General features: G+C 67.4%; 27 protein-coding genes. 14 read left to right on the top strand and 13 right to left on the bottom strand.

The window, feature by feature from the left end; genetic code table 11:
* Positions 1 to 36: 36 nt before the first annotated feature.
* The gene (locus G6N44_RS24710; RefSeq protein ID WP_179964437.1) at positions 37 to 1,002 is read right to left on the bottom strand and encodes an HpcH/HpaI aldolase/citrate lyase family protein; all 966 of its coding nucleotides are present in this window, start codon (positions 1,000 to 1,002) and stop codon (positions 37 to 39) included.
* A gap of 25 nt (positions 1,003 to 1,027) precedes the next feature.
* Here G6N44_RS24710 and G6N44_RS24705 point away from each other — a divergent pair, with 25 nt between their 5' ends.
* The 4 genes from G6N44_RS24705 (at position 1,028) to G6N44_RS24690 (ending at position 5,467) form a co-directional block, all read left to right on the top strand.
* The gene (locus tag G6N44_RS24705) at positions 1,028 to 2,314 is read left to right on the top strand and encodes a magnesium transporter MgtE N-terminal domain-containing protein (RefSeq protein WP_163668597.1); all 1,287 of its coding nucleotides are present in this window, start codon (positions 1,028 to 1,030) and stop codon (positions 2,312 to 2,314) included.
* On the top strand, positions 2,311 to 2,856 hold the full coding sequence (locus G6N44_RS24700) for a DUF1003 domain-containing protein (RefSeq protein WP_163668595.1): 546 nt from the start codon (positions 2,311 to 2,313) through the stop codon (positions 2,854 to 2,856). Before G6N44_RS24705 ends, G6N44_RS24700 begins: the two co-directional genes overlap by 4 nt.
* 158 nt (positions 2,857 to 3,014) lie before the next feature.
* On the top strand, positions 3,015 to 4,286 hold the full coding sequence (locus G6N44_RS24695) for a lytic transglycosylase domain-containing protein (protein WP_163670318.1): 1,272 nt from the start codon (positions 3,015 to 3,017) through the stop codon (positions 4,284 to 4,286).
* A gap of 38 nt (positions 4,287 to 4,324) precedes the next feature.
* Positions 4,325 to 5,467 carry an Mrp/NBP35 family ATP-binding protein gene (locus G6N44_RS24690; RefSeq protein ID WP_163668593.1) on the top strand — a complete coding sequence of 381 codons (1,143 nt, stop codon included), beginning with the start codon at positions 4,325 to 4,327 and terminating at the stop codon, positions 5,465 to 5,467.
* An 18-nt stretch (positions 5,468 to 5,485) separates the two neighbouring features.
* On the opposite strand, the gene tatB is transcribed toward G6N44_RS24690, so the two are convergent.
* The 4 genes from tatB to sigE form a co-directional block, all read right to left on the bottom strand.
* Positions 5,486 to 5,890 (bottom strand): Sec-independent protein translocase protein TatB, encoded by a 405-nt coding sequence (gene tatB / locus G6N44_RS24685; protein WP_163668591.1) that lies wholly within the window; start codon positions 5,888 to 5,890, stop codon positions 5,486 to 5,488.
* 2 nt (positions 5,891 to 5,892) lie between these two features.
* The gene (gene htrA, locus G6N44_RS24680) at positions 5,893 to 7,389 is read right to left on the bottom strand and encodes a serine protease HtrA (RefSeq protein WP_163668589.1); all 1,497 of its coding nucleotides are present in this window, start codon (positions 7,387 to 7,389) and stop codon (positions 5,893 to 5,895) included.
* Positions 7,390 to 7,467: 78 nt separating this feature from the next.
* Entirely contained in the window at positions 7,468 to 7,866 is a 399-nt protein-coding gene (gene rseA / locus G6N44_RS24675; protein ID WP_163668587.1) for an anti-sigma E factor RseA, read from the bottom strand.
* A gap of 77 nt (positions 7,867 to 7,943) precedes the next feature.
* Entirely contained in the window at positions 7,944 to 8,723 is a 780-nt protein-coding gene (sigE, locus tag G6N44_RS24670; RefSeq protein WP_163668586.1) for an RNA polymerase sigma factor SigE, read from the bottom strand.
* A gap of 174 nt (positions 8,724 to 8,897) precedes the next feature.
* Here sigE and G6N44_RS24665 point away from each other — a divergent pair, with 174 nt between their 5' ends.
* The 6 genes from G6N44_RS24665 (at position 8,898) to G6N44_RS24640 (ending at position 14,212) form a co-directional block, all read left to right on the top strand.
* Positions 8,898 to 9,542, top strand: a complete 645-nt coding sequence (locus G6N44_RS24665) for an O-methyltransferase (protein ID WP_163668584.1) — start codon at positions 8,898 to 8,900, stop codon at positions 9,540 to 9,542.
* 89 nt (positions 9,543 to 9,631) lie between these two features.
* Positions 9,632 to 10,303 (top strand): TetR/AcrR family transcriptional regulator, encoded by a 672-nt coding sequence (locus tag G6N44_RS24660; RefSeq protein WP_163668582.1) that lies wholly within the window; start codon positions 9,632 to 9,634, stop codon positions 10,301 to 10,303.
* The gene (locus G6N44_RS24655) at positions 10,300 to 11,193 is read left to right on the top strand and encodes an ABC transporter ATP-binding protein (protein WP_163668580.1); all 894 of its coding nucleotides are present in this window, start codon (positions 10,300 to 10,302) and stop codon (positions 11,191 to 11,193) included. The genes G6N44_RS24660 and G6N44_RS24655 overlap by 4 nt, the downstream gene beginning before the upstream one ends.
* Positions 11,190 to 12,809, top strand: a complete 1,620-nt coding sequence (locus G6N44_RS24650) for an ABC transporter permease (RefSeq protein WP_179964436.1) — start codon at positions 11,190 to 11,192, stop codon at positions 12,807 to 12,809. The genes G6N44_RS24655 and G6N44_RS24650 overlap by 4 nt, the downstream gene beginning before the upstream one ends.
* A 19-nt stretch (positions 12,810 to 12,828) precedes the next feature.
* Positions 12,829 to 13,503, top strand: a complete 675-nt coding sequence (locus G6N44_RS24645) for a methyltransferase family protein (RefSeq protein WP_163668578.1) — start codon at positions 12,829 to 12,831, stop codon at positions 13,501 to 13,503.
* 64 nt (positions 13,504 to 13,567) lie between these two features.
* Positions 13,568 to 14,212 (top strand): DUF4126 domain-containing protein, encoded by a 645-nt coding sequence (locus tag G6N44_RS24640; protein ID WP_163668576.1) that lies wholly within the window; start codon positions 13,568 to 13,570, stop codon positions 14,210 to 14,212.
* Positions 14,213 to 14,236: 24 nt separating this feature from the next.
* Here the strand turns inward: G6N44_RS24640 and glgC are convergent, their stop codons facing one another.
* The gene (gene glgC, locus G6N44_RS24635) at positions 14,237 to 15,451 is read right to left on the bottom strand and encodes a glucose-1-phosphate adenylyltransferase (RefSeq protein WP_163668575.1); all 1,215 of its coding nucleotides are present in this window, start codon (positions 15,449 to 15,451) and stop codon (positions 14,237 to 14,239) included.
* Positions 15,452 to 15,551: 100 nt separating this feature from the next.
* Here glgC and glgA point away from each other — a divergent pair, with 100 nt between their 5' ends.
* Positions 15,552 to 16,715, top strand: coding sequence for a glycogen synthase (glgA, locus tag G6N44_RS24630; RefSeq protein WP_163668573.1), 1,164 nt, complete (start codon positions 15,552 to 15,554; stop codon positions 16,713 to 16,715).
* Between the two features lie 20 nt (positions 16,716 to 16,735).
* On the opposite strand, the gene G6N44_RS24625 is transcribed toward glgA, so the two are convergent.
* The 7 genes from G6N44_RS24625 to G6N44_RS24595 form a co-directional block, all read right to left on the bottom strand.
* A complete protein-coding gene (locus G6N44_RS24625) occupies positions 16,736 to 16,903 on the bottom strand; it encodes a DUF3117 domain-containing protein (protein ID WP_003885506.1) in 168 nt (55 codons plus the stop codon).
* Between the two features lie 162 nt (positions 16,904 to 17,065).
* Positions 17,066 to 17,650 (bottom strand): DNA-3-methyladenine glycosylase I, encoded by a 585-nt coding sequence (locus G6N44_RS24620; protein ID WP_163668571.1) that lies wholly within the window; start codon positions 17,648 to 17,650, stop codon positions 17,066 to 17,068.
* Positions 17,647 to 18,012: a DivIVA domain-containing protein gene (locus G6N44_RS24615; protein WP_163668569.1), complete on the bottom strand. Its 366-nt coding sequence runs from the start codon at positions 18,010 to 18,012 to the stop codon at positions 17,647 to 17,649. The genes G6N44_RS24620 and G6N44_RS24615 overlap by 4 nt, the downstream gene beginning before the upstream one ends.
* A 134-nt stretch (positions 18,013 to 18,146) precedes the next feature.
* Positions 18,147 to 19,094, bottom strand: coding sequence for a glucosyl-3-phosphoglycerate synthase (locus G6N44_RS24610; RefSeq protein ID WP_163668567.1), 948 nt, complete (start codon positions 19,092 to 19,094; stop codon positions 18,147 to 18,149).
* Complete coding sequence (gene folP, locus G6N44_RS24605; RefSeq protein ID WP_235682867.1) at positions 19,091 to 19,975, bottom strand: dihydropteroate synthase; 885 nt, start codon at positions 19,973 to 19,975, stop codon at positions 19,091 to 19,093. The genes G6N44_RS24610 and folP overlap by 4 nt, the downstream gene beginning before the upstream one ends.
* 126 nt (positions 19,976 to 20,101) lie before the next feature.
* On the bottom strand, positions 20,102 to 21,880 hold the full coding sequence (gene fadD6, locus G6N44_RS24600; RefSeq protein WP_163668563.1) for a long-chain-acyl-CoA synthetase FadD6: 1,779 nt from the start codon (positions 21,878 to 21,880) through the stop codon (positions 20,102 to 20,104).
* Positions 21,881 to 21,972: 92 nt separating this feature from the next.
* Complete coding sequence (locus tag G6N44_RS24595; protein WP_163668561.1) at positions 21,973 to 22,533, bottom strand: cytokinin riboside 5'-monophosphate phosphoribohydrolase; 561 nt, start codon at positions 22,531 to 22,533, stop codon at positions 21,973 to 21,975.
* A gap of 62 nt (positions 22,534 to 22,595) precedes the next feature.
* On the opposite strand from G6N44_RS24595, the gene G6N44_RS24590 reads away from it, so the two are divergent.
* Genes G6N44_RS24590 through G6N44_RS24580 form a run of 3 tightly spaced genes read left to right on the top strand, consistent with a single transcriptional unit; the run spans position 22,596 to position 25,818 of the window.
* Complete coding sequence (locus G6N44_RS24590) at positions 22,596 to 23,300, top strand: TetR/AcrR family transcriptional regulator (RefSeq protein WP_235682866.1); 705 nt, start codon at positions 22,596 to 22,598, stop codon at positions 23,298 to 23,300.
* Positions 23,301 to 23,345: 45 nt separating this feature from the next.
* Entirely contained in the window at positions 23,346 to 23,735 is a 390-nt protein-coding gene (locus G6N44_RS24585) for an anti-sigma factor antagonist (RefSeq protein ID WP_163668559.1), read from the top strand.
* Positions 23,736 to 23,745: 10 nt separating this feature from the next.
* On the top strand, positions 23,746 to 25,818 hold the full coding sequence (locus G6N44_RS24580) for an ATP-binding protein (RefSeq protein ID WP_163668557.1): 2,073 nt from the start codon (positions 23,746 to 23,748) through the stop codon (positions 25,816 to 25,818).
* Positions 25,819 to 25,843 lie beyond the last annotated feature (25 nt).

Genomic DNA, 25,843 nt, shown 5'->3' with positions numbered 1-25,843 from the left:
CGCACCGAATTGCGGTGCGGCTCTACACGACCCGGGTCAGCTCGGCGGGGTGAACGGCTCGGCCAGCCGGCTCATCCCGGCCGCACGGCCCTTGCCCGCCATCACCAGTGCCATCTTGCGGCTGGCCTCGTCGATCATCTCGTCGCCCAGCATCACCGCTCCCCTGGACCCACCGGCCTGCGAGGTGTGCCACTCGTAGGCATCCAGGATCAACTCGGCGTGATCGTAATCGGCTTGGCGTGGGCTGAAGATCTCGTTGCCCGCCTCGATCTGGTCCGGATGCAGCACCCACTTGCCGTCATAGCCCAGGGCGGCCGAACGTCCGGCCACCCGGCGGAACCCGTCCACATCGCGCACCTTGACATACGGGCCGTCGATCGCGTTGATACCGCGGCTGCGCGCGGCGATCAGGATGCGCATCAGCACGTGGTGATGGGCATCGCCGATGTCATACCCGTCGGGTTGCCCGCCGACCTCCAGGGTGCGCATGTTGAGGCTGGCCGCCATGTCCCCGGGCCCGAGCACCAGCGCCTGCACCCGCGGGCCGGCGGCGATCGCGTCGATATTGGTCAGCCCCAACGCGTTCTCGATCTGGGGCTCGATGCCGATCCGGCCGGGTTCCAGGCCGTGGGTGCTCTCCAGCTGCGACAGCAGCAGATCGAGTGCCTGAACATGCGCCACCTCGGTCACCTTGGGCAACACGATGAGATCGATGGTCCCCCCGGCGGAAGCCACAGTGGACACCACCTCGATCACATCGGCATAGGTCCACGGCGTGGTCCAGTCGTTGACCCTCACCCCACGCAGCTGCCCGGCCCAGCCGTCGTCGGCCAGCGCCGCCGCCACCTGGGTGCGGGCCAACGCCTTGGCCTCGGGGGCAACGGCGTCCTCGAGGTCGAGGAACACCTCGTCAGCAGGCAGACCTTTGGCCTTCTCGATCATCTTCAGGCTGCTACCCGGAACCGAGAGGCACGTTCGGCGGGGTCGATACGTGTTCTCCACGACCACAGTCTCTACCCTTTGACTCATGGCGGCGGTGAACAGGGTCTACGCGGCCCGGCTAGCGGGGATGGTGGTGCTGGGCCCCGACGGGGAGTCCATCGGCCGTGTCCGCGATGTGGTGATCAGCATCAGCATCGTCCGCCAGCAACCGCGGGTTCTCGGCCTGGTGGTCGAATTGCTCACCCGACGAAGGATTTTCGTCCCGATCCTGCGGGTCACCGCGATCGAACCAGGCTCGGTGACGCTGGCCACCGGCAGTGTGTCGCTGCGCCGGTTCGCCCAGCGACCCGGCGAGGTGCTGGTGTTGGGCCAGGTCCTGGAGACCCGGGTGCGGGTCGACGACCCCGATCTGGAACAACTGGCCGGAATCGACGTCGTGGTGGTCGATTTGGGTATCGAGCAGACCCGAACCCGCGACTGGATGGTGACCCGGGTGGCGGTCCGTCCCCAGCGGCGCCTGGGCCGGCGCTCCAACATTCACGTCGTCGAATGGCAGAACGTGCACGGGCTGACCCCGTCCGGCCTGGCGATGCCCGATCAGGGTGTGGCCTCGCTGCTCGAGCAGTTCGAGGGACAACGTCCGATCGAGGTGGCCGAGGCCCTGCGCGAGCTGCCGATCAAACGGCGCTACGAGCTGTACCGGGCCTTCGACGACGAGCGCCTGGCCGATGTGCTGCAGGAGCTGCCCGAGGACGAGCAGACCGCGGCGCTGCGCCAGCTGAACACCGAGCGTGCCGCCGACGTGCTCGAGGCGATGGACCCCGACGACGCCGCCGACGTCCTCGGCTCGATGACCCCGGCGGACGCCGAGGCACTGCTGCGGCAGATGGACCCCGAGGACTCCGAGGATGTGCGACGGCTGCTGGCCCACTCGCCCGACACCGCGGGCGGCCTGATGACCAGCGAGCCGGTGGTCCTGATGCCCGACACCACCGTCGCCGAGGCACTGGCCCGGATGCGCGACCCCGACCTGACGCCGGCGCTGGCGTCGATGGCGTTCGTCGCCCGGCCCCCGAGCGCCACCCCGACCGGTCACTACCTGGGGTGTGTGCACCTGCAACGGTTGCTGCGCGAGCCACCTGCCGCACTGGTCAGCGGGATCGTAGACACCGATCTGCCCAACCTGAGTCCGGCCGATTCGCTGGCCGCGGTGACCCGCTACTTCGCGGCGTACAACCTGGTGTGCGGCCCGGTGGTCGATGAGGAGAACCACCTGTTGGGTGCGGTGTCGGTCGACGACGTGCTCGACCACATGTTGCCCGACGACTGGCGCGAACGCGACGAGCCCGAGCTCCCGGCGGCGAGCTCATGAGCGAATTGACGGCGCGCCAGCGGCTGGACACCCCACGCGGGACCCGCGGCTTCGGGCTGCACGTCGACATCGAGGCAGTGGGCGCGTTCAGCGAGTCGATCGCCCGATTCCTCGGCACCGGGCGCTACCTGGCCATTCAGACGATCTTGGTGATCGTCTGGATCGCCCTCAACATCGGCGTCTTTACCTTCCAGTGGGATCCCTACCCGTTCATCCTGCTCAACCTGGCCTTCTCGACCCAGGCCGCCTATGCCGCCCCGCTGATCCTGCTGGCCCAGAACCGGCAGGAGAACCGGGACCGGGTCTCGCTCGAAGAGGACCGCCGCCGGGCTGAGCAAACCAAGGCCGACACCGAGTACCTGGCCCGCGAGCTGGCCTCGCTGCGGCTGGCGGTGGGCGAAGTCGTCACCCGCGATTACCTGCGCCGAGAGTTGGAAGAACTGCGTGACCTCCTCACCGAACTCACCGTGCCTGCCGATACCGACCGGCCCAACGCGGGCAAAGTCGATGGGGCTGAGCGCCGGCCCAAACGCGGTGGTTGATCTCGCTGTCCCCCATTGTGGCAACAACGCAAACCGGGACTATGTATGGTGACTTGGTTCACAACATGGTATTTGGCCAAAGCCGACCGAAGGACGGGTAAGTGCGCGTAGGGGGAGGAGCGGTGATCGCAACCGCTCGGCGCGGTATGAGCCGGCTCATGCGCTCACCCGCACTCGGCGTGGCCGTCCTGGCGCCCGTCGTGCTGGTCGCCGGTGCCGGGTCTTCCGCCTCGGAGATCGGCGTGTCCAACGCCGCGGTCACGCCCATGGCCGCCGTAGCACCCCAGGTCGACCGCTCGGGTCCGGCAGTGGTGGCCGCGGCCAGGCCCCCGACCAACTTCCGCATCAAGTCGATGACCACGATCTCGGCTCCGCCGCCGGCATTCGTCGTCAATACCCCTGGGGCCCTTGGCATTCCGGGAACGTCGCTGAAGGCGTACCGCAACGCCGAACGGATGATGGCCGCGGCCTACCCCAACTGCGGGATCAGCTGGAATCTGCTGGCCGGTATCGGACGGATCGAGTCGGGGCACGCCAACGGCGGCGCCACCGATGCCCGCGGCACCGCGGTGCGCCCGATCTACGGTCCCGCCCTCGACGGCACCCTGCCGGGCAACGAGATCATCGTCCAGAGCGCCCAGTCCGGACGGATCACCTATGTCCGGGCGATGGGGCCGATGCAGTTCCTGCCCGGAACCTGGGCCCGGTATGCCTCCGACGGCGACGGCGACGGCAAGGCTGAAGTGCAGAACGTGTTCGACTCGGCGCTCGCCGCGGCACGCTACCTGTGCAGCGGCAACCTCAACCTGCGGGACCAGTCCCAGGTCATGACGGCCATCCTGCGATACAACAACTCGGTGGCCTACGCCCGAAACGTACTGGGCTGGGCCGCCGCGTACGCCACGGGTGTGGTGCCGGTGGACCTGCCGGAGATCACCGGGTCCATTCCCCCGATCGGTGATTCTCATCTGGACCATGCCGAAGGCCTCGGCCCGAACTTGCCTGCCGACGCCACGGGACTTCCCTCGGGTGATCCGCTGGCCCTGATCCCGCTGCTCAACCGCAACGAGACCGGCACGCAGAACGTCCCCGGATTCGCCCCGGGCCAGGTGCTCGGCCCGCTGCCGGGTCCGGCGCAGGCCATACCTTCGGAGACGCCGGCCGCCCCACCGCCATGGGTCCCGCCGTGGGAGCAACCGCGTCAGCCTGCATGCGTGGTGTTCTGCATGAGCGAACAGGCTCCCCCGCCGGCGCCCGCTCCGCTGCTCGGGCCGCCCCCGGCTCCTGCTCCTGCGGTTGGCCCTGGACCGGCACCGCAGCAAGCTCCGCCGCCGGCAGTTCCGGCGGCCCCGATCGGCCCGCCGATCGAGGCCGCGCCCGCGGCTCCGGCGCTCGGTCCGGTACCCGGCCCCGCCCCGGGACCGGCCTGAATCCAGCACCCAACACCGTCGCCGTAGACTCGGCGGTGATGTCCGAATCTGTCACTGAGCTGCAATCTGCGGTTCGCGCTGCGCTGGCCAAGGTGATCGACCCCGAATTGCGGAAGCCGATCACCGAACTCGGCATGGTCAAGAACATCTCGATCGAGGCTGACCACGGTGTACACGTCGAGATCTACCTGACCACTGCGGCCTGCCCGAAGAAGACAGAGATCGCCGACCTGGTGACGGCCGCCGTCACCGATGTGCCCGGCACGGGCGCCGTCAAGGTGACCCTGGACGTGATGAACGACGAGCAGCGCGCCGAACTGCGCACGCTGCTGCGTGGCGATTCCCGCGAACCGGTGATCCCGTTCGCCCAGCCCAACTCCCTCACCCGGGTGTACGCCGTGGCCTCCGGTAAAGGTGGCGTGGGCAAATCCAGTGTGACGGTCAACCTGGCTGCCGCGATGGCCGCCCGCGGGCTGTCCGTCGGCCTGCTGGACGCCGATATCTACGGCCATTCGGTGCCGCGCATGATGGGTACCAGTGACCGGCCCACCCAGGTCGACTCGATGATCCTGCCGCCCATCGCCCACGATGTGAAGGTCATCTCGATCGCGATGTTCACCCAGGGCAACACGCCCGTGGTGTGGCGCGGGCCGATGCTGCACCGGGCCCTGCAGCAGTTCCTTGCGGACGTGTACTGGGGCGACCTGGACGTGCTGCTGCTCGATCTGCCGCCCGGCACGGGTGATATCGCCATCTCGGTGGCCCAGTTGATCCCGGGTGCCGAGATCCTGGTGGTGACCACTCCGCAGATGGCTGCCGCTGAAGTGGCCGAGCGTGCCGGCGCGATCGCGTTGCAGACCCGCCAGCGCATCGCCGGCGTGGTGGAGAACATGTCGGGCCTGCAGATGCCCGACGGCACCGTCATGCAGTTGTTCGGTGAGGGCGGCGGCCGTCAGGTGGCCGAGTCGCTGACCCGTTCGGTGGGCGCCGAGGTGCCGCTGCTGGGCCAGGTCCCACTGGACCCGGCGTTGGTGACCGCCGGTGACTCCGGTGTGCCACTGGTGCTGTCGGCGCCCGAATCAGCGGCTGGCGCCGAGCTACGCAAGATCGCCGAGGGGTTGTCGGCCCGTAAACGCGGCCTGGCCGGGATGTCGCTGGGTCTGGACACCGCGCGACGCTAAGTCCCTTCGGCTGTGGGACTAGGTGGCGTCCGGGTCGAATGCGGAGCCGACCGACTTGTCTGTCGGCGTTGCCCCGATCTCACCGGCAGGTTTATCGCCGGGCACTGAGGGCTGCTGATTCTTACCGTCATCGAAGGCGCCAGTCAGGAACGAGTCATCACCGTCGAGCAGATGCTTGGTGATCGCGGCCCGCGGGGTCATGCCGCGCAGCTTCTGCAGTTCGGCGAGGGGTTCGCGAAGATCGTCGAACTCCGGGCCGAGGTCCTCACGCAACTGGCTGGTCGCTCCGCTGACGTAATCCCGGACCTGCTTCAGGGCACCGGAAGTCCACCGGATGGCACCGGGCAGGCGCTCGGGCCCCAGGATCACCAGACCGGCGATCACCAGAACCAGCATCTCCCCCCACCCGATGTTCGCGAACATCGCTACTGCGCTTTTTGATCGTCGCCGATCGGCGTGACCATGAACGTCATGGGCCGACCGTCGCGGAGCACCTCGATCGGAGCTTCCTGCCCGATCTTGAGCTGACGCACCGCGACCACCATCTCATCGGCGTCGGCGACCTTGCGGTCACCGACCTTGACCACGACGTCGTTCTCCAGGATGCCGGCCTTCTCGGCCGGGCCACCTGCGTTGACGTTGCGGACCTGCGCGCCCGAGGCCACGCTGTTGCTCACCGTGACGGCACTGAGCAACAGCGTCGGATGCGCGACCTTGCCGTCCTTGATCAGGTTCTCGACGACCTGCTTGACCTCGTTGACCGGGATCGCGAAGCCGAGGCCACTAGCGCTGTCCGACAAGGACTTTCCGGCCGTGTTGATCCCGATCACCTCGGCGGACATGTTGATCAGCGGGCCACCGGAGTTGCCGTGGTTGATCGAGGCATCGGTCTGGAGCCCGTCGATCACGGTGTCGGTGTCCGAACCTTCACCCGAGAGCGGCACCGGCCGGTGCAGCGCGCTGATGATGCCGTGGGTGACCGTGCTGCGCAGGCCGAGCGGGGCGCCGGCCGCGATGACTTCCTCGCCGACGCGCACCTTCTCGGAATCACCCATCCGCGCCACGACGAGGTTGTCGACGTTGTCGACCTTCAACACGGCCAGATCGGTCTTGGGGTCGCGGCCGACCAGGTTGGCGGGTACTTCCTTGCCGTCGTTGAACACCACGGTGATCTTGTAGTCGGCGGGCTTTCCCGCAGCGTCGGAGATCACGTGGTTGTTGGTGACGACGTAGCCCTTGCCGTCGACCACGACACCGGAGCCCTGCGAGCCCTCGGTCTTGCTCTTCGCCTCGATCGTCACCACCGAATCCTCGACCGCGGCGGCCACCGTGGCGAACCGGCCGGCGTCCGGGGACGGGAGGTCACCGGTCTCCAGCGTCACCTTCGAGGTGGTGAAGGCCTGCACGGTACCGGCAGTCTTCTGTCCGACCCAGCCGCCGATCGCGCCGACCACGAGCGTGATCAGGAGCAACACGACCAGTGCCATCCACGACACCCGGCCACCGAACAGCACCTCGCGGGCACCCAGCTTGCCGATCGGGGCTGGTACGACCACCGGCGCGACGGGCGCCTGCGCGGGGGTACCCAGTGCCGGGACGGCACCCGGGTTGCGCCAGGGATCGTCGACGACGTCGTCACCGGCGGTCCGCTCGGCCTCGAGTGCGCCGGCATCGGTGGGATGACGCTGCAGTGAGTCACCACTGCTGGAGGGACGGCTGAACGCCTCGGCCAGCACGGGATCCGGCGGTAGGTCCTTGGGGGCGTACTCGCCCTGGTCCTCGTACTTCTCCGCACCGAGGAACGAGCCGTCGACGCCGGCGGGCCGGCCGAATGTGCGCTGCGACAACTGGTCTACGGGTGGCCGCTCGACAGGGCGCGGTTCCAGACGGCCGCTCTCGTCGGACTGGTCCTGATTGGTCACCGGTGTATCACTCTCTATCGGAGCGCCCGCCCCAGCCAGATAGGCCGACGCCGGTCACTGATCGCCTTGGGGTCCAGCCTACCGGCGCTTGCGCCGACTCCGCGTCGGGTCATCAGCAACCTGAGGCTGTTCACCCACGTCAGCGGAGGGCTGCGGACTGTGGTGCGGTATCTGCGACAACAGTCCCAAGAGGGAATTCGGAATGACGACCGGACAGGAATCCCGCAATGCGGTCCGGGCTTGGCCCTGGGCATCGACCTCGGCCGCGCAGTCCGGACATAGGGACAGGTGGTGCGCGGCCCGCAGATGAGCGCTCATCCGCAGCTCACCGTCGACGAAGGCCGCGATGGCCTCGGTGGACAGGTGCTCGGTGGAACGGAACTGCCGAGGTGCGCCTACCGGCGCATCGCTCTGCGAGGCGAACTGCGCCGGCAACCAGGAGAATGCCCGACGGAACACGTGTCCCGGGTCGACCATCGCCCAGCTCCTCTCGCCACGACCAAATGTCCTGACCCGAATGTAGCGCGACCTGACGCGCTGAACACCGACCACCACTAGGCAGATTTGGCGGTTTCCGGCGAGTGCTTCGCCAGGTGCTCACGCAAGGCCTGCCGACCACGGTGAATCCGGCTGCGCACGGTGCCGAGCTTCACGCCCAGCGTGGCGCCGATTTCTTCGTAGGACAGACCCTCGATGTCACACAGGACCACCGCGGCGCGGAACTCCGGTGCCAGCGAGTCCAGGGCAGCCTGAAGGTCGGCCCCCAACCGCGAGTCGTGGTAGATCTGCTCCGGGTTCGGGTCGTCGGCGGGCACCCGGTCGTAATCGTCGGGCAGCGCTTCCATGCGGATGCGGCCGCGGCGACGGACCATGTCGAGGAACAGGTTGGTGGTGATGCGGTGCAACCAGCCCTCGAAGGTTCCCGGCTGGTAGTTCTGCACGGAGCGGAACACCCGGATGAAGGTCTCCTGGGTCAGGTCCTCGGCGTCATGCTGGTTGCCCGAAAGGCGGTAGGCCAGCCGGTACACCCGGTCTGCGTGTTGACGCACCAGCTCGTCCCATGACGGCATGGCCGCCTGATCGCCGGTGGCGTCGAAAACGGCGGTACCGGTCAACTCATCGGAGGGCTCCACCCATTCGCCTGCGGTGAATTGCTCCAGATGTGCCATCGTCACCGGGGCGGCCTGGGTGGCGGGGTTCGAGGTAACAGCGTTCGCGCTCGTCGGATCCTCCTGATCACAGTTCTCACTTCGCTCAACACAACCGATGACGTCGCTATTCCGGTTGCTGCTCATGTTGTGCTGGGCGGTGCGCCAGCGGGCGCCGTGTTCCATGCGGATACCGTTCCTGATCCCGGTGTGGCAGGCATATGAGCAATCTGAACTTTTGCTGAGAAAGCCTACGATACGTTCGGTTACCTGCACGAACCAGCGAATTTCCGTGGCCGATACCTACCATCCGCGGGCGTGTCGCAACGACGCCCCCGGCCTCTGGCCTACGCTGCGGGCATGGTCAGCTCCAACCCCGGTCGCGCCGAGGCGATCGTCACGCATGCCGAACGATCGATCTCCGAAGACGAGATCGTCGCGGCCGCGCGTGAACGGGCCGAAGAACTCGGCGCGGGTGCGGTGACCCCTGCCGTAGGAGCGTTGCTGAGCGTGCTGGCCCGGCTCACCGGGGGCAAGGCGGTCGTCGAAGTCGGCACGGGTGCCGGCGTCAGCGGGTTGTGGCTGTTGTCGGGCATGAGCGACGACGGCGTGCTGACCACCATCGACGTCGAACCCGAGCATCAGCGCATCGCCAAGCAGGGGTTTACCGAGGCCGGGGTCGGCCCGGGACGGACGCGGCTGATCAGCGGTCGCGCCCAGGAGGTGCTCACCCGCCTGGCCGACGAGTCCTACGACCTGGTGTTCATCGACGCCGAACCCATGGACCAGCCCCAGTTCGTGGCCGAGGGGGTGCGTCTCCTGCGTTCCGGCGGTGCGATCGTGCTGCACCGGGCCGCGCTGGGCGGCCGGGCCGGTGACGCCTCGGCCAACGATGCCGAGGTCAGCGCAGTGCGTGAGGCGGCCCGGCTGATCGCCGAGGACGAGCGGCTCACCCCGGTACTCATCCCGCTGGGCGACGGCCTGCTGGCCGCCGCCCGCGACTGACCTTTCTCCTCTCCCGGACGCTTTCTTTACGGATTCCTGACGGGTCATCCCCTTGACCACGTACTGAACACACGTTTAGCGTTTTGAACATGCGTTCAGCAGATGACCGAACAGCGACGGCCCGGATCCGAGACGCCGCGATCGAGCAGTACGGGCAACACGGATTCAGCGTGGGGTTGCGCACCATCGCCGAGTCCGCGGGCGTCAGCGCCGCCTTGGTGATCCACCACTTCACTTCCAAGGAAGGGCTACGCAAGGCGTGCGACGCCTACGTCGCCGAGGTGGTGCGCGAGGCCAAGACCGAGTCACTGCAGAGCGGTGACCCTGCGACCTGGATCGCGCAGATGTCCGAGATCGAGTCGTATGCGCCCCTGATGGCCTACCTGGTCCGCAGCATGCAGTCCGGCAGCGATCTGGCGAAGACGTTCTGGCGCACCATGGTCGACAACGCCGAGCAGTACCTCGAGGAGGGCGTGCGGGCCGGGGTGCTAAAACCCAGCCGCGATCCGAAGGCCCGGGCACGGTTCATGGCGATCTGCAGTGGCGGCGGGTTTCTGCTGTACCTGCAGATGCACGACGACCCGACAGACCTGCGCCGGGTGCTGCGTGATTACGGCGAGGACATGATGCTGCCGGCTCTCGAGCTCTACACCGAGGGCCTGATGGCCGACTCGACCATGTACGACGCCTTCCTGCACCAACGCGAGCAAGACATCCCGTCCCGTTCAGAATCCACGACCGACACCAAGGAGCCAGCGTGAACCACTCCGTCGAAATCCGCGGACTGTCAAAATCTTTCGGGCACACCAAGGCGCTCGATGGCTTGAATCTCACCGTCTCCCCCGGCGACGTCGCCGGCTTCCTCGGGCCCAACGGCGCCGGTAAGTCCACCACCATCCGGGTCTTGTTGGGCCTGCTGCGCGCCGACGGGGGCACCGTCCGCCTCCTGGGCGGCGACCCGTGGCGCGACGCGGTCGCCCTGCACCGCCGAATCGCCTACGTCCCAGGCGATGTCACGCTGTGGCCGAATCTGACCGGTATGCAGGCCATCGACTTCCTGTGTAGATTGCGCGGCAACGGCGTCGACACTCGGCGCCGCGACGAGTTGATCGAGCGGTTCGAACTCGACCCCCACAAGAAAGCCCGCACCTACTCCAAGGGCAACCGGCAGAAGGTCGCCATCGTCGCGGCGTTCAGCTGTCATTCCGACCTCTACATTCTCGACGAGCCCACTTCGGGTCTGGACCCGTTGATGGAGAGAGCATTTCAGCAATGTGTGGCCGAGGTGGCGAGCCAGGGCGCCGCAGTCCTGCTGTCCAGCCACATCCTGGCCGAGGTCGAAAAACTCTGCGACAACGTGACGATCATCCGGTCCGGGCGCACGGTACGCTCCGGCACCCTCGCCGAACTGCGGCACCTGATGCGCACCAAAGTCACCGCCCGCACTCGCTCGGACGGTCGGGCGATACAGAACACCCCGTACGTGCACGACTTCGTGAGCAACGAGGGCACCGTGAGCTTCTCGGTGGACCGGGCCGACCTGGAGTTCGCCTTGGAACACCTGACCGATCTCGGCATCGACGATCTCACCGTCGCACCGGCATCGCTGGAGGACATGTTCCTGCGCGAATACCAGGGGGCGACCCGGTGAACACCGCGACCGCCCCGGCCCGGCCCACCGGTCCGGCCCGCACGGCCACGTCACCGTTGACCGGCATCGAAACGCTGCTGCGGCTGGCACTGCGACGCGACCGGGTGCGGCTGAGCGTGTGGGTCGGCGCGCTCACCTTGATGATGGTGTACGCCCCCAACGCAATTCGCCTGGCCTACCCCGGGGAGGAACAACGCCTGGCCCGGGTGAACCTGCTCAAGACACCCGCAGGCATGATGCTCGGTGGCCCGATGTTCGGGGTGAACGAGACCGACCTCGGCGTGATGATGGCCAATGAACTGACACTCACCCTGACCATCGCCACCTCGATCCTTGCCATTCTCACCGTGATTCGTCATACCCGGGCCGAAGAGGAGAACGGTAGCGCCGAGCTGGTGCTCTCGTCGGTGGTGGGGCGCTACGCGCGAACTGCCGCGGCCCTGGCCGTCGTCGGCGGCGTCAACGCGGTGCTGGCTCTCACGATGACGCTGGCGATGGCCTCCACCGGCTTCGCGATCGTCGACACCGCGGCCATGAGCCTGGGCATCACCGGGGTCGCGATGGTGTTCGGTGCGGTCGCCGCGGTGACCGCCCAACTCTGGCGCCAGTCCCGCACCGCGTCGGGGGCTGCGATGGCGACGTTGGCGGTGGCTGCGCTGATACGCGGGGTCGGTGACGTCATCGACAACTCCGGCAGCACTCTGAGCTGGTTGTCCCCCGTCGCCTGGGCACAGCAGATGCGTCCGTTCGTCGATCTGCGCTGGTGGCCGTTCGGGTTGCTGGTCATTCTGGCGGTCGGATTGACGGCCGTGGCTGCCGTGCTGGAGAGCCGCCGCCAGTACGACGCGGGCACCATCGCGTCGACGGGTGAGCGCCCCGACGCCCCCGCCATCACCGGCCCGCTCCGGCTGCACCTGACGCTGCAACGCGGTCAGACGATCGGCTGGGCGGTGGCATTGTTCGTGGCCGGGCTGGTGTTCGGCTCGATGACGAAAGCACTGATGGATGCGGCCAGGACCAACGAGCTGATCGCCCGATTGCTGTCCACGACAGGCATCGACGGCATCTACACCACCATGACGCAGTTCCTGGCCGCAGCGGCCACGGCGTATGTCACCTCGGTGGTGCTGCGGGTGTACACCGACGAGCAGAACGGATTGGGCGAGCCGGTTCTGGCCGGGGCGGTCTCGCGGTGGCGCTGGCTGTTGGGCGCGGTCGGCTGCGCGCTGGCGGGCGCGGCGGTGCTGATGTTCTGCGCCGGCCTGGGCAACGGCCTCGGCGCCGGCCTGACGCTGGGTGAACCGGGCACCATCATCGGTCTCACCCTGGCCGCACTGGCGTATCTCCCCGCGCTGGCGGTGGTGGCCTCGATCGCGGCCCTGGCAGTGGCACTTCGCTCACCCTGGATGGCCTGGTTGGCAGTCACATTCGTGATTGCCGCACTGTACCTCGGGGCGCTGCTGCGGTTGCCGCGCTGGCTGATCGAACTGTCGCCGGTGGGACGGACCACTGTGCCGAGCGAGTTCCCGGCAGTGGCCCTGGTGGTAATGCTCATCGCCGCAACAGGTTTGGCGCTGCTGGCCGGGGTCATCTACCGCAATCGCGACGCGGTGTGAAATGGGCAGGGGGCAGATCATGAAACTTGCACTTCAGACCGTGCTGTCCGGGCTCTTCTCCTTGCTGTTGTTGGGGGTGACGTTGTTCTGGCCGGCCGGCACGTTCCACTACTGGCAGGCCTGGGTTTTCATCGCCGTATTCCTGGCAACCACCATGATCCCGAGCATCGGTCTCGCGATCAGGGACCCAGCGGCCCTGCAGCGACGCCTGCACGGTGGGCCGACCGCGGAAACGCGGATCGTGCAGAAGATTGTCATCTGGGCGGTCACGGGCTCGGCCTTCGCGGCGTTCGTCCTCAGCGCGTTCGACCACCGGTTCGGGTGGTCGAGTGTGCCGACAGCGGTGGTCATCCTCGGCAACGTTCTGGTGGCGGTGGGAATCCTGTTCGCCGAGGCAGTGGTGTTCCAGAACAGCTTCGCCGGCGCCAGCATCCAGGTGGAGGACGAACAACCGCTCGTCTCGACGGGGCTCTACGGTCTGGTCCGGCACCCGATGTATTTCGGCGCGGTGTTGATGATGTTCGGCACCCCATTGGCGCTGGGTTCCTACTGGGCCCTCCTCGTGTCCATCGTGTCGATACCGATTTTCGGCGTGCGGATCGCCGACGAGGAGAAGATGCTGCGCGCCGAACTCGACGGCTACGACGCGTACACCCAGAAGGTGCGCTACCGACTGGTGCCCTACGTGTGGTGAGCCACGACGCGCGGATAACGGCGAACCGACCGAGCCCGGGCCGAGTTCGCCGCATACTGCAGTAATGGAACTGTTGACCGGCTTTGGCCTGGCCACCGCGGCGGGGCTCAACGCCTACATCCCGTTGCTGGCCCTGGGCCTGTTGTCGCGATTCACCGAGCTGGTGTCGTTGCCGGCGGGCTGGTCCTGGCTGGAGAACGGCTGGGTGATGGCAATCGTCGCGGTCCTGCTGATCGTCGAGGTGGTCGCCGACAAGATCCCCGCACTCGACTCGATCAACGACACCATCCAGACCTTCGTCCGCCCGACCGCGGGCGGCATCGTCTTCGGGTCGGGCACCGCGTCGGCGACCGCGGCCGTCGCCGACCCGGGCGCATTCGCCCAATCCGGCCAGTGGATTCCGGTGGCGATCGGCGCGGTCACCGCGCTCGTGGTATCGCTGACCAAATCGACGGTCCGACCGGCCGCCAACGTCGCCACCGCCGGTGTCGCCGCACCGGTGCTGTCCACCGTCGAGGACGTCACCAGTATCGGTCTGGTCTTCGTGGCGATCCTGCTACCGGCACTGGTGCTCGTCGCGCTGCTGGCGCTGATCTGGGGCGCCTTCCGCCTGTGGCGGTGGCGCAGGCGGAAGAACGAGGCCAAGGTCGGCGTGAACGCCCGCAGCAGCACCGCGCCGCGCCGCGCCGCGGTCGATCCCTGGGAGTGATCCCCGGACTGACGACCAGACGCGCTAGATCCACACACCTTTGCCGACGGCAACCACGCCGCCCGCGCTGATCGCGAACCGCTCACGGTCTTTGTCGAGGTCCACGCCCACCATCTCGCCCGGACCCACCACCACGTTCTTGTCCAGGATCGCGTGGCGCACCACCGCGCCGCGGCCGATCCGCACCCCCGGCATCAGCACACTTCCCTCCACGATGGCACCGTCGTCGATCACCACATTGGAGGACAACACCGAATTACGTACGGACGCCGCGGAAATGATACTGCCGGCGCCGACGACCGACTCCTGTGCCGAGCCGCCGTTGACGAACTTGGCGGGGGCAAGGTTCTCGGATTCGCCGCGGATCGGCCAGCGCTTGTTGTACAGGTTGAACACCGGGTGCACCGACACCAGGTCCATGTGTGCGTCGTAGAAGGCGTCCAGGGTGCCGACATCGCGCCAGTAGCCGTGGTCGCGTTCGGTGGCCCCGGGTACCTCGTTGTTGTCGAAGTCATAGACCGCCGCCATTCCGTCGGACACGAGTCGCGGGATGATGTCGCCGCCCATGTCGTGGTCGGAGTGGTCGTCGTCGGCATCGGCGCGGATCGCGTCGATGAGCACCTTGGTGGTGAAGATGTAGTTGCCCATCGACACGAAGGTCTGCTCGGGATCGTCGGGCGTGCCCGGCGGGTCCGCGGGCTTCTCGACGAATTCCTTGATGCGCCCGGAGTCGTCGGCGTCGATGCACCCGAACGCACTGGCCTCAGCGCGGGGCACCCGGATGCCGGCCACCGTTGCCCCGGCCCCGCTGTCGATGTGGAACCGCAGCATCTGCTCGGGATCCATGCGGTACACGTGGTCGGCGCCGAAGATGATGATGTAGTCGGGATCTTCGTCGTAGATCAGGTTGAGCGACTGGTAGATCGCGTCTGCCGATCCGGTGTACCAACGCGGCCCGAGCCGCTGCTGGGCCGGCACCGGGGTGATGTACTCACCGGCCAGACCCGACAGGCGCCAGTTCTGGCTGATGTGACGGTCCAGTGAATGCGACTTGTATTGCGTCAGAACGCAGATCCGTAGGTAGCGGGCGTTGACGAGGTTGGACAGCACGAAGTCGATCAGCCGGTAGGCACCGCCGAAGGGAACTGCCGGCTTGGCGCGATCGGCGGTCAACGGGTACAGCCGCTTGCCCTCTCCCCCGGCCAGAACAATGCCCAGCACATGTGGCAACTCCCTCATGGGTCCAAACCTATCCGCCAACCAGCACCGCGGCCAGCCAATGGCAACAGAAGTCTGCGGCGCATAGCTAGACCCGCCGAGACCTACTACCGTCTCGGATATGCGGGTGGCCATGATGACTCGGGAATATCCACCCGAGGTGTACGGCGGTGCCGGTGTGCATGTGACCGAACTCGTCGCACAGTTGCGTCGGCTTTGCGACGTCGACGTGCATTGCATGGGTGCCCCGCGTGACGGGGCATTCGTGGCGCAGGCCGATCCTGCACTGCGCGGCGCCAACCCGGCTCTGTCGACGCTGTCCGCGGACCTCAGCATGGTCAACTCGGCGGAGGCGGCCACAGTGGTGCATTCGCACACCTGGTATGCCGGGATGGCCGGGCACCTGACCGGGCTGCTCTACGGCATACCGCACGTGCTGACCGCACATTCCCTGGAGCCGCTGCGGCCATGGAAGGCCGAGCAACTCGGCGGAGGCTACCGGGTGTCCTCGTGGGTGGAACGCACCGCAGTCGAAGCCGCCGACGCGGTGATCGCGGTGAGTTCCGGTATGCGCCACGACGTGTTGCGTACGTATCCGGCTCTCGACCCGAGCCGGGTCCACGTGGTGCGTAACGGCATCGACACCGACGTCTGGTATCCGACTCCGCCGGCCGACGTCGACTCGGTGCTCACCGAACTCGGGGTCGACCTGAGCCGCCCGATCGTGGCGTTCGTCGGGCGCATCACCCGTCAGAAGGGGGTGGCTCACCTGGTGGCCGCGGCCCACCGGTTCAGTCCCGAGGTGCAGCTGGTGTTGTGCGCGGGCGCCCCCGACACCCCCGAGATCGCGGCCGAGGTGTCCGCGGCGGTGGCCGAGCTGGCGCGGGCCCGCACCGGGGTGTTCTGGATACGCGAAATGCTGCCGATCAACAAGATTCGGGAAATACTCTCTGCGGCAACAGTTTTCGTGTGCCCATCGGTATACGAGCCGTTGGGCATCGTGAACCTGGAAGCGATGGCATGTTCGACGGCGGTGGTCGCCTCTGACGTCGGCGGCATCCCTGAGGTCATCGTCGACCGACAGACCGGGCTGCTTGTGCACTACGACGCCACGGACCCGCGCTTCTTCGAGATGCGCCTGGCCGACGCGGTCAACTCACTGGTGGCCGAGCCGGAAACCGCCCGAAAGTACGGCGAGGCCGGACGCCAGCGGTGCATCGCGGAGTTCTCCTGGGCGCACATCGCTGAACAGACCCTGGAGATATACCGCAAGGTGTCCGCCTGAGCGGACACCTTGCGAGTCGATCAGCTGGTGACGGCCTTGAGTTCGTCGCCCAGCGCAGCGGCCTCGTCAGGAGTCAGTTCGACAACGAGCCGGCCACCGCCTTCCAGCGGTACTCGCATAACGATTCCTCGCCCCTCTTTGGTTGCTTCCAGTGGACCGTCACCGGTCCGGGGCTTCATCGCCGCCATCGAGTGCTCCCTCCAACAGTGCCGACCCGCGTCAGCGGGCCAGATTGAGCCGAAGCCGCCCACTCGTAGACGGCACCCGGCATTGAACTGCTACTGAACTTCCCCTATTGTTCCTTATCCGCTGCGGTGGGTGTGCAAAGACCCATCGGATACCGGCCGATGTCACTTTCGATCGACCACCGGAACCCAGCACGACACGATGTGGTCGTCCACCATCCCGGTGGCCTGCATCAACGCATATGCCGTGGTCGGGCCGACGAATTTGAAGCCCCGGCGCTTGAGTTCCTTGGCCATCGCGGTGGATTCCGGGGTCACGGCAGGCACTTGCTCCAGGTCAGCGGGCCGCGCCCGGGCCGGCGGAGCGAATGACCACAGCAGCTCGCTCAGATCGACGTCGAGTTCGGTGACCGCCCTCGCATTGGCGATGGTCGCGACGATCTTGGCCCGGTTCCGCACGATGCCCGCGTCGGCCATCAACCGCTCGACGTCGTCGTCGGTGTACTTCGCGACGGCGTTCGCGTCGAAACCGTCGAACGCGGCCCGGAAGTTCTCCCGCTTGCGCAGAATCGTCAGCCAGCTCAACCCGCTCTGGAAGGCCTCCAGGCTGATCCGCTCGAACAACGCAGCGGAATCCCGCAGCGGCCGGCCCCACTCGGTGTCGTGATAGTCGCGGTACAGCGTGTCAGCCGCGGCTGCGCTACTGGAGGCGACCGCCCAGCCACACCGGATGCGGCCGTCGTCGGTCATGGCTCCTCCGGCGTGCGGACTTCCCCTGCGGTGGCCGACACCTCGTCCTCGACCTCGACGTCGTCCGGCACACCGTAGGCCGCGCGCACTGCGGCCAGCTCCCCGCGGACCGAGTCGAGTTCGCGACCCAGCCGGTCCAGCACCCAGTCCACCTCGCTGGTCTTGTAGCCCCGTACCACCTGGGCGAACTTGAGCGCGTCGACATCCGCACCGGTGACGCCCGACGCGGGCAGCACCGTGGCGGTGGTGCCCTTGGGAAGCGGCGGCAGTGTCTCGCCTCGGCCGAAGATGACGCTACCCAGACCGAACAGCACCGTGGCCACCAGAACCAGCACCACCAGGTACAGCAGTATCAGTGTCACGCTTCGATACTGCCTCACGCAGGCGACAACCAGCGCGGGCGCAGGGCCCGGCACTCACCGAATGTGCACACAGATCGCGTTTGCAGCGGTTTTCGCGATCTGAGTGCACCGTCGGCGTGCAAGGCGGCACTCAACTAGCGCGGGCGCAGGGTCATCATGGGCGGGCGGTCGGCCAGGGAGACCGATGACACCCGCGGGGTGAAGTCGTTGCCGTCGGCGTAGAACTGCGTCAGCCCCATCCCCGAATCGGCGATCCCGCAGCGGGACAGCAGGGTCGCGATGACCTGCCGGCTCATCGAGGCCAACTCGGTCAGCGGCCGGTTGCGGTGTGCCCGCACTCCCAGGTTCACCTGGGCGATGGCGTCCAGGCCGAGACGGTCGTAGGTGTCGACCAGCAGCCCGATCTCGACGCCGTACCCGGGGGCGAACGGCACCGAGGTCAGCAATTCGCGGGTGCCCGCGTACTCGCCGCCCAGCGGTTGCAGCACGCAGTTCAGCTCGGGGCGCAGCGAGGCCAGCAGCGGGCGTGCCACCAGCTCGGTGACCCGGCCGCCGCCGTTGGCGTCCTCGGCGCCGCTGACCTTGAGCGGCCGCCGGTAGAACCCCTTGACCAGGTGCACCCCGTCGGCGGTGAGCAGCGGGCCCAGGAGCTTGGGCACGAACATCGGGTCGGGGTCGATCAGGTCGGAGTCGACGAACGCGATCAGGTCACCGGTGGTGGCAGCCAGCGACCGCCACAGCACCTCACCCTTGCCGGGTTGCGGCGCGATCTCGGGCAGCGCCACTTCCCGGCTGACGACGCGGGCGCCGGCGGCGACCGCGCGGATCTCGGTGTCGTCGGTGGAGCCCGAATCGAGCACGATCAGCTCGTCGACCAGTCCGCCGAGCAGCGGGGTGATGGTCTCGACGACGGAGGCGACGGTTTCTTCCTCGTTGAGGGCGGGCAGCACCACGGAGACGGTGCGGCCGGCCTTGGCGGCCTCGAGCTCGGCGATGGTCCAGCTCGGCCGGTTCCAGCTGTGATCGGTCAGCCAGCGGTGGCCGACCACTCCGTCGGTCAGTTCAGGCAGCAGGTCGGTCATGCCAGTCCCCTCACTGTTCGTGCGGGTGCCCGCACTCCCTGGATCGACGCGACCATCTCCAGCACGCGCCGCGTGGGTCCGACCTCGTGTACCCGGAACATCGCGGCGCCGTCCGCGGCGGCCAGTGCCGTCGCGGCCAGGGTGCCCTCCAGGCGTTCGGTCAGATCCACACCCAGAGTCTCCCCGACAAAATCCTTGTTGCTCAGCGCCATCAGGACTGGCCATCCGGTCTTAACAAGATCTTTTACGTGACGCAACAAACTAAGACCGTGATGAGTGTTTTTACCAAAATCATGGGTCGGGTCGATCAGGATCCGGTCGCGCGATACGCCGGTTGCTACCGCCCGCTCGGCCGCGGCGGTCACCTCGGCGATGACGTCGTCGACGACGCCGCGTTCGGTGATCCCGTAGTTGACCCGGAACGGCCGGGTGCGCGGCGCCGCACCGCCGGTGTGCGAGCACACCAGGCCGGCACCGAACTCGGCGGCCACCTCGGGTAGCCCCGGATCCGCACCCGCCCAGGTGTCGTTGATCAGGTCGGCCCCGGCCGCGCAGGCTTGTTTGGCGACCGTGGCGCGCCAGGTGTCGACGCTGATCAACTGGTCGGGATAGGCGCTGCGCAGCCATTCGATGAACGGCACGACGCGGGCGATCTCCTCGTCGGCGTCGACCGTGCTGCCCGGGCCGGCTTTGACCCCGCCCACGTCGATGACGTCGGCTCCCTCGGCGACCACCCGGGCGACGGCAGCCTTGGCGGCCTCGTCGGTGAAGGTGGCCCCACGGTCGTAGAACGAGTCCGGCGTCCGGTTGACGATCGCCATGATCAGCGCACGGTCACCCGCAACCGGGCGCCCGCAGAACGTCGACAACACGCCCTCCATAGTGCCTGGTGCCGCGTGCGCGGCAGTATCCGCGCCAGCTTCCGCGCCTTTTTCTACCTTTTGGTCGTCGCCCGACACGATCGACAACCCAGGCGTAGATATCGGCGCGGAGCTGGGCGCTCCTGCTTACTTGGGCCGCTTACCGGCCGTCACTTCGTCGGGGTATTCGGGGTAGAAGGGCACGTAGCCCTCCTCACGGCCGGCCAACACGTACAGCGGATCCTTGATATCCGATCCGTAGCCCTGTTTGCGCAGGTCGACCTTCTGGCTCTTGAACGTCGAGGTGTGCGCCAGTTCGGAGACGACGCGGACGAACAGCGGCACGGCATAGGGCGGCAGGTGCGCGTGGAACGCGTCGGCGACCTCGTTGCCGTCGAACTCGTGGCCGGCCTTGAGCTGCAGGGCCGCCATGCCGGCGCGGCCGCCCGCACCGGGCACCTCCACCCCGAACACGGTGCACTCGTCGACGGCCGGGTGCCCGGCGAGCGCGGCCTCGACCTCGGTGGTGGCCACGTTCTCGCCTTTCCACCGGAAGGTGTCACCGAGCCGGTCCGCGAACGCGGCGTGGCCCAGCCCCTGCGAGCGCATCAGGTCGCCGGTGTTGAACCAGACGTCACCTTCCTTGAAGGCGTCGCGGACCAGCTTCTTCTCGCTGGCGGCCTTGTCGGTGTAACCGTCGAACGGCTGCAGTGCGTTGATCTTGGACAGCATCAGGCCGGGCTCGCCGCGCTTGACCTTGCGCAGCCGGCCGTCGGCTCCACGAGTCGGCTCGCCACTGTCGGCGTCGAACTCGACGAAGGCGACCGGGCTCGGGCAGATGCCGGTGGATTTCGAGACGTTGAAAACGTTGACGAAGGCGGTGTTGCCCTCGCTGGCGGCGTAGAACTCGCACACCCGCTGGATGCCGAATCGCTGGGTGAACTCGTCCCAGATGGCCGGTCGCAGCCCGTTGCCGACGATGACGCGGACCTTGTGGGCGCGGTCGGTCGGCTTGGGCGGCTGGTTGAGCAGGTAGCCGCAGATCTCGCCGATGTAGGCGAACGCGGTCGCGTCGTAGGCGATGACCTCGTCCCAGAACCGCGACGCCGAGAACGACTTGCCAAGGGCCAGCGCCGCGCCCGAGTTCAGCGCCGAACCGACCGAGACGGTCAGGGCGTTGTTGTGGTAAAGCGGCAGGCAGCAGTACAGGGTGTCGTCGCTGCGCAACCGCAGCCCGAGGCCCCCGAACCCGGCCAGGGCCCGCAACCAGCGGTAGTGCGTCATCACACTGGCCTTGGGCATACCGGTGGTGCCCGAGGTGAAGATGTAGAACGCCTTGTCCTTGGCCAGGACGGCCGACGCACTGGCGGGGTTCGAAATGGGCGCGGTGGCCGCCAACCGTCGCAGTTCCTCGACCGTGATCAGCCCGTTGACCTCGGCTCCGCACTCGATGACGGGCTCGATCAGGTCGGACTCGGCCACCACGGCAGTGGCGCCGAGCAATCCGAAACTGTGCGCCAGCACCTTGCCGCGCTGGTGGTAGTTGAGCATGCCGGCCACGGCGCCGCACTTGACGATCGCGAGCATCAACAACACCGCGTCGGTCGAGTTACGCAGCATCACGCCGACCACGTCGCCGTGCCCGACGCCCTTCGCGGCCAAGACGGCCGCATACCGGTTGACGGTCTCGTTGGCCTCGCGGTAGGTGATGCGTTCGTCGCCGAACTTGAGGAATACCCGGTCGGCATACTGGGCGGCCCGCTCCTGGAACACCTTGCCGATCGAGGTCTTGGCGGTCGGACGAGCCATCATTCCGGTGAGCACACCCCGTGCGATGACCGGCGCATCCAGCAGCAGACCGGGTACCTGGCTGGCCAGGTCGAGTAGGCCGACGCTGCTCCTGGTGCCCGATTTCTGGTCGGTCATGCGGTGTCCCCCTGCGCGTTGTTGCGAGTCTCGAGATGGCTCTCGTGTGGCCAACACCCTAGCCGCGCTGGTAACTGCCGTTACCGCCGGTTCTAGGTCACCGGTTCGCACGCCTCGAGCGCGGCGGCGACCTCGTCGACGACGACCAACCGATCCAGGGCCGCCTCGCTGACGTAACCGGAGGCGACGAGCCCGCGCAGCCAGGCCAGCAGGCCGTCGAAATGACCGAACGGGTCGAGCAGCACCACCGGCTTCTCGTGCATCCCGAGGTAGCCCGCCGTCCAGGCCTCGAAGAACTCCTCCAGCGTGCCGATGCCGCCGGGCAGCGCGATGAACGCGTCGGAGCGGTCCTCCATCTCCTTCTTGCGTTCCCGCATGGTGTCGGTGACCACCAGTTCGGCGGCGTCCACGTCGGCGAGTTCGCGGTGCACCAGAGCCTTGGGGATCACGCCGACCGTGCGACCGTTGCTGGAGCGCGCCGCCCGGGCGAGCGCACCCATGGCCGAGACATTGCCGCCGCCGGAGACCAATGTCCATCCACGCTTGGCGATCGCCACTCCCACCTCACTGGCCAACGCCAGCAACTCGGGGTGGGTGGGACCCGACGCGCAATAGACACACACCGCAAACTCGCGGTCAGTTTCACCGGACACGCACACAACCTAAAGGGTCATGGACTCAGCCCATCCCCGCGGGGAGACTGGACGAGATCCTGATGACTGAAGAGGCGATGACTGACAACGACGATCAACCGACGCGGTTGAGCCGCGAGCTCATCCTGGACACCGCGATCGAGCTGATCGACCGCGAGGGTCTGACCAAGCTGACCATGCGCCGGCTCGGCACGGCCTGCGGTGTCGAAGCCATGGCGCTGTACCGCTATGTGCACAGCCGGGGTGACCTGTTGACCGGCGTGGTCAACCACGTCGTGGACCGCCTCTACACCGATCAGCTCGCCGCGCGCCGGCAGGAGGACGGCTGGCAGGACTTCCTGCTGCGACTGGGTCATGGTGTACGGCAGATCGCCCTTGATCATCCCGAGGTGTTCCCGCTGGTGGCGACCGAGGCGCCGGAGGCCCCCTGGGTGCGGCCGCCGCTGCGCAGCCTGCGCTGGATGGAGACCTTCCTGGAGACGCTGATCTCCTATGGGTTCAGCGATGACGCCGCCGTGGCCGCCTACCGCACGTACACCACGTTCCTGGTGGGCCAGCTGCTGCTGGAGGTGTCCGCGCGCGGTGTCGCGCTCAGCCCTGACGAGGCCGTTCTCGACAGCGAGCCCCGACCCGATACCTCGCTGGCCGATTACCCGAACCTGCGACGACTCCAACCGATGCTGGCCGAGGACCACAGCACGGACGAGTTCGAGGAAGCGTTGGAGGCCCTGCTCGACCGCATCGAAACCTGGCTGGACAGCCCCTGACCACATTCATGATCAGTCGCGTTTACAACGTAAACTTCGGCGGTTATGCTCGATTTCATCGTGGAATCGACCCAGCAGGATCACGAGCTGCACTGGACGGCTCGCACCGCACCCGAAGGCCTCATCGTTCAGGTCTCCGGACAGGTCGACGCGCACAACGAATCCGTCTGGCAGCGCATGCTCAGCGAGTCGGCCGCCGCCGTTGGTGAATCCTCGATGCTCATCGTCGACGCCGGATCCCTGGAATTCATGAGCTGTGGCGCACTGGTCGCGCTGGCCAAACAGAGCGTCGACAGTCGCCAGCACGGTGTCACGGTGCGTCTGGTCATTCGTCAGCCGAGCATCCGGCGAATCATCACCGAATGCGGCATGGACGACACGGTGTCGGCCCATCCAGACGTCGATTCGGCATTGAATTGCCACTGCCCACCATAGGATTCGGTGGATGGCTGTCGACTGGGTGATCGCACCGCGTGACCGCGTGCTCGACGGCCTGGAGGTCGGCCTGCACGAGCGTTGCGGCGCCGCACTACTGGGCCCCGCCGGGGTCGGCAAGACCTCACTGGCCCGGACCGCGGCCGAACACCTTGCACCGGATTTCCGTCGCGTTCTGTGGATCACCGGCACCGAGTCGGCTGCGGCAGTCCCCTTTGCCGCGGTCGCGCACCTGATCGACGTCCCGTCGACAGGTAAGACCGCCGATGTGATGCGCGCGGCACGTGACGAGCTCGGATCCGGGTTGTTGGTGATCGTCGACGACGCTCACCTGCTGGACCGGTTATCGGCGGCGCTCGTATACCAACTCGCCGTGAGCGGCGCGGCCAAACTCATCGTGACCGCATCCGCGGGGGCGCCCGATGACATCGCGTCGTTGTGGGGTGACCGGCTGGTGAACCGTGTCGAGATGTCACCGCCGGGCCACGACGACGCCCGGTTGGCCGATCAGGTCGACACGTTTCTCGCCGACCTGCCCGACGACGTGGCCGTGGTCTTGCGACAGCTGGCCGTACACGATCCGCTGCCACTGGCCGATCTGATCGCACTGACCGGCACCGATGCCGTTCAGGCGGCACAACACAGCGGTGTGGTTCGTATCGACGGCGAACTGGTGCACGGTGTGCATCCACTGTTCCTGAGCGCCATGCGGGCCACCATCGGCGGGCCCGGCCTGCGCCGGTTGCGCAACACCGTGGTCGAGCGGTTGTCGACGGCGCCGAGACCCGGTGTGGTGGACCGGTTGCAGGTGGCGGTGCTGGCCCTCGACAGCGACGTGTCGCTGCCGGTTGACGAACTCGTCGGCGCGGCCGGCGAGGCACTGCGGTTGGGTGACCTGGAATTGAGCGAACGGCTCGCACGGGCCGCGACAGCATCCAGCGCCGGCTTCACCGGCCTGCTGACGTTGGCGTACGCGTTGGCCTGGCAGGGCCGCGGCCGTGAGGCCGATGCCGTGTTGGGACAGATCGACCCATCCGGCCTGCCGGAGGACCAACTGATGGCGTGGGCGCTACCGCAGGCGGCCAATCAGTTCTGGATGCTGTCAGAACCCGAACGCGCCACGGCGTTCCTGAAGGCCACCCGCCAACGGGTATCGACGCCGAGGGCACAGACCACACTCGATGCGCTGGCAGCCACCTTTGCGATGAATGCCGGTGCGCCACAACGAGCTTTGGGACTGGCACTGGAGGTGCTGGCCTCCCCCGCGGCCGATGACACCGCGGTCGGATGGGCGGGGTCGACGGCGGCGCTGAGCTGTGCGCGCCTCGGCGCCTTCGATCGGGTGGACGCGATGGCGCAGCGGGCGGTCGCGGCGGGACATCCCGGCCTGTTGCGGTTCACCAGCGGGTTCGGCCAGACCACGGCGCTACTGATGACGGGCCGACTGGACCGGGCCGAGGAGGTGGCCCAGCGAATAACCGATTTCACCCAACTGCTGCAGCCCGGCCGCGCCGTCGGCGAGGTGTTGATAGCTGACGTCGCACTGGTGCGCGGTCAGTTCGATGAGGCGATTACCCTGTTACGCAAGGCAACTGCGGCATTGGCACCGACCGGGTACTCCTGGGGCCCGCTGGCCTGGATGTTGTTGGCCCAGGCACTCGGGCAGCGGGGCATGCCGGTCGAGGCCGGAAAAGCATTGTCGCGTGCGGAATCCCGGCACGGTCTCAAGTCGATGCTGTTCGCGCCGGAGCTGGCCCTGGCCCGGGCCTGGACGTGCTTTGCCCGTAAGGACTCGGTAGGCGCGGTGACCGCGGCCCGCGAGGCCGCCAAAGCCGCCGAGCGCGGCGAACAATCGGCAGTGATGCTTCGCGCCGTGCACGACGGCGTCCGGTTGGGTGATACCCGCGCCGTCGATGCGCTCGCCAGGGTGAATCTGGACTGCATGTTCGGGCAGCTGACGGCCGACCATGCCCGTGCCTTGACGGCCGGGGACCGTGCGGCGTTGCGGGACGTGTCGGCTCGGTACCGCGACGTCGGGATGCTCGCGGCGGCCGGCGATGCCGCACGCCAGGCGGGTGAATAACCGCCTGGCACCCACCCGCACCGCC

It is taken from the genome of Mycolicibacterium alvei, from assembly GCF_010727325.1.
Lineage (GTDB): Bacteria > Actinomycetota > Actinomycetes > Mycobacteriales > Mycobacteriaceae > Mycobacterium > Mycobacterium alvei.
Note: the sequence above shows the minus strand (reverse complement) of the source record. Positions and strands in the feature narration are given on the sequence as shown.

What these genes read in the sequence shown, in the direction of transcription:
- G6N44_RS24705 (WP_163668597.1), top strand. Translation starts at nt 1,028, where the DNA reads ATGGCGGCGGTGAACAGGGTCTACGCGGCCCGGCTAGCGGGGATGGTG.
- G6N44_RS24700 (WP_163668595.1), top strand. Translation starts at nt 2,311, where the DNA reads ATGAGCGAATTGACGGCGCGCCAGCGGCTGGACACCCCACGCGGGACC.
- G6N44_RS24695 (WP_163670318.1), top strand. Translation starts at nt 3,015, where the DNA reads ATGCGCTCACCCGCACTCGGCGTGGCCGTCCTGGCGCCCGTCGTGCTG.
- G6N44_RS24690 (WP_163668593.1), top strand. Translation starts at nt 4,325, where the DNA reads ATGTCCGAATCTGTCACTGAGCTGCAATCTGCGGTTCGCGCTGCGCTG.
- tatB (WP_163668591.1), bottom strand. Translation starts at nt 5,890, where the DNA reads ATGTTCGCGAACATCGGGTGGGGGGAGATGCTGGTTCTGGTGATCGCC.
- rseA (WP_163668587.1), bottom strand. Translation starts at nt 7,866, where the DNA reads ATGGTCGACCCGGGACACGTGTTCCGTCGGGCATTCTCCTGGTTGCCG.
- sigE (WP_163668586.1), bottom strand. Translation starts at nt 8,723, where the DNA reads ATGGAACACGGCGCCCGCTGGCGCACCGCCCAGCACAACATGAGCAGC.
- G6N44_RS24665 (WP_163668584.1), top strand. Translation starts at nt 8,898, where the DNA reads ATGGTCAGCTCCAACCCCGGTCGCGCCGAGGCGATCGTCACGCATGCC.
- G6N44_RS24660 (WP_163668582.1), top strand. Translation starts at nt 9,632, where the DNA reads ATGCGTTCAGCAGATGACCGAACAGCGACGGCCCGGATCCGAGACGCC.
- G6N44_RS24645 (WP_163668578.1), top strand. Translation starts at nt 12,829, where the DNA reads ATGAAACTTGCACTTCAGACCGTGCTGTCCGGGCTCTTCTCCTTGCTG.
- G6N44_RS24640 (WP_163668576.1), top strand. Translation starts at nt 13,568, where the DNA reads ATGGAACTGTTGACCGGCTTTGGCCTGGCCACCGCGGCGGGGCTCAAC.
- glgC (WP_163668575.1), bottom strand. Translation starts at nt 15,451, where the DNA reads ATGAGGGAGTTGCCACATGTGCTGGGCATTGTTCTGGCCGGGGGAGAG.
- glgA (WP_163668573.1), top strand. Translation starts at nt 15,552, where the DNA reads ATGCGGGTGGCCATGATGACTCGGGAATATCCACCCGAGGTGTACGGC.
- G6N44_RS24625 (WP_003885506.1), bottom strand. Translation starts at nt 16,903, where the DNA reads ATGGCGGCGATGAAGCCCCGGACCGGTGACGGTCCACTGGAAGCAACC.
- G6N44_RS24620 (WP_163668571.1), bottom strand. Translation starts at nt 17,650, where the DNA reads ATGACCGACGACGGCCGCATCCGGTGTGGCTGGGCGGTCGCCTCCAGT.
- G6N44_RS24610 (WP_163668567.1), bottom strand. Translation starts at nt 19,094, where the DNA reads ATGACCGACCTGCTGCCTGAACTGACCGACGGAGTGGTCGGCCACCGC.
- folP (WP_235682867.1), bottom strand. Translation starts at nt 19,975, where the DNA reads ATGGAGGGCGTGTTGTCGACGTTCTGCGGGCGCCCGGTTGCGGGTGAC.
- fadD6 (WP_163668563.1), bottom strand. Translation starts at nt 21,880, where the DNA reads ATGACCGACCAGAAATCGGGCACCAGGAGCAGCGTCGGCCTACTCGAC.
- G6N44_RS24590 (WP_235682866.1), top strand. Translation starts at nt 22,596, where the DNA reads ATGACTGAAGAGGCGATGACTGACAACGACGATCAACCGACGCGGTTG.
- G6N44_RS24585 (WP_163668559.1), top strand. Translation starts at nt 23,346, where the DNA reads ATGCTCGATTTCATCGTGGAATCGACCCAGCAGGATCACGAGCTGCAC.
- G6N44_RS24580 (WP_163668557.1), top strand. Translation starts at nt 23,746, where the DNA reads ATGGCTGTCGACTGGGTGATCGCACCGCGTGACCGCGTGCTCGACGGC.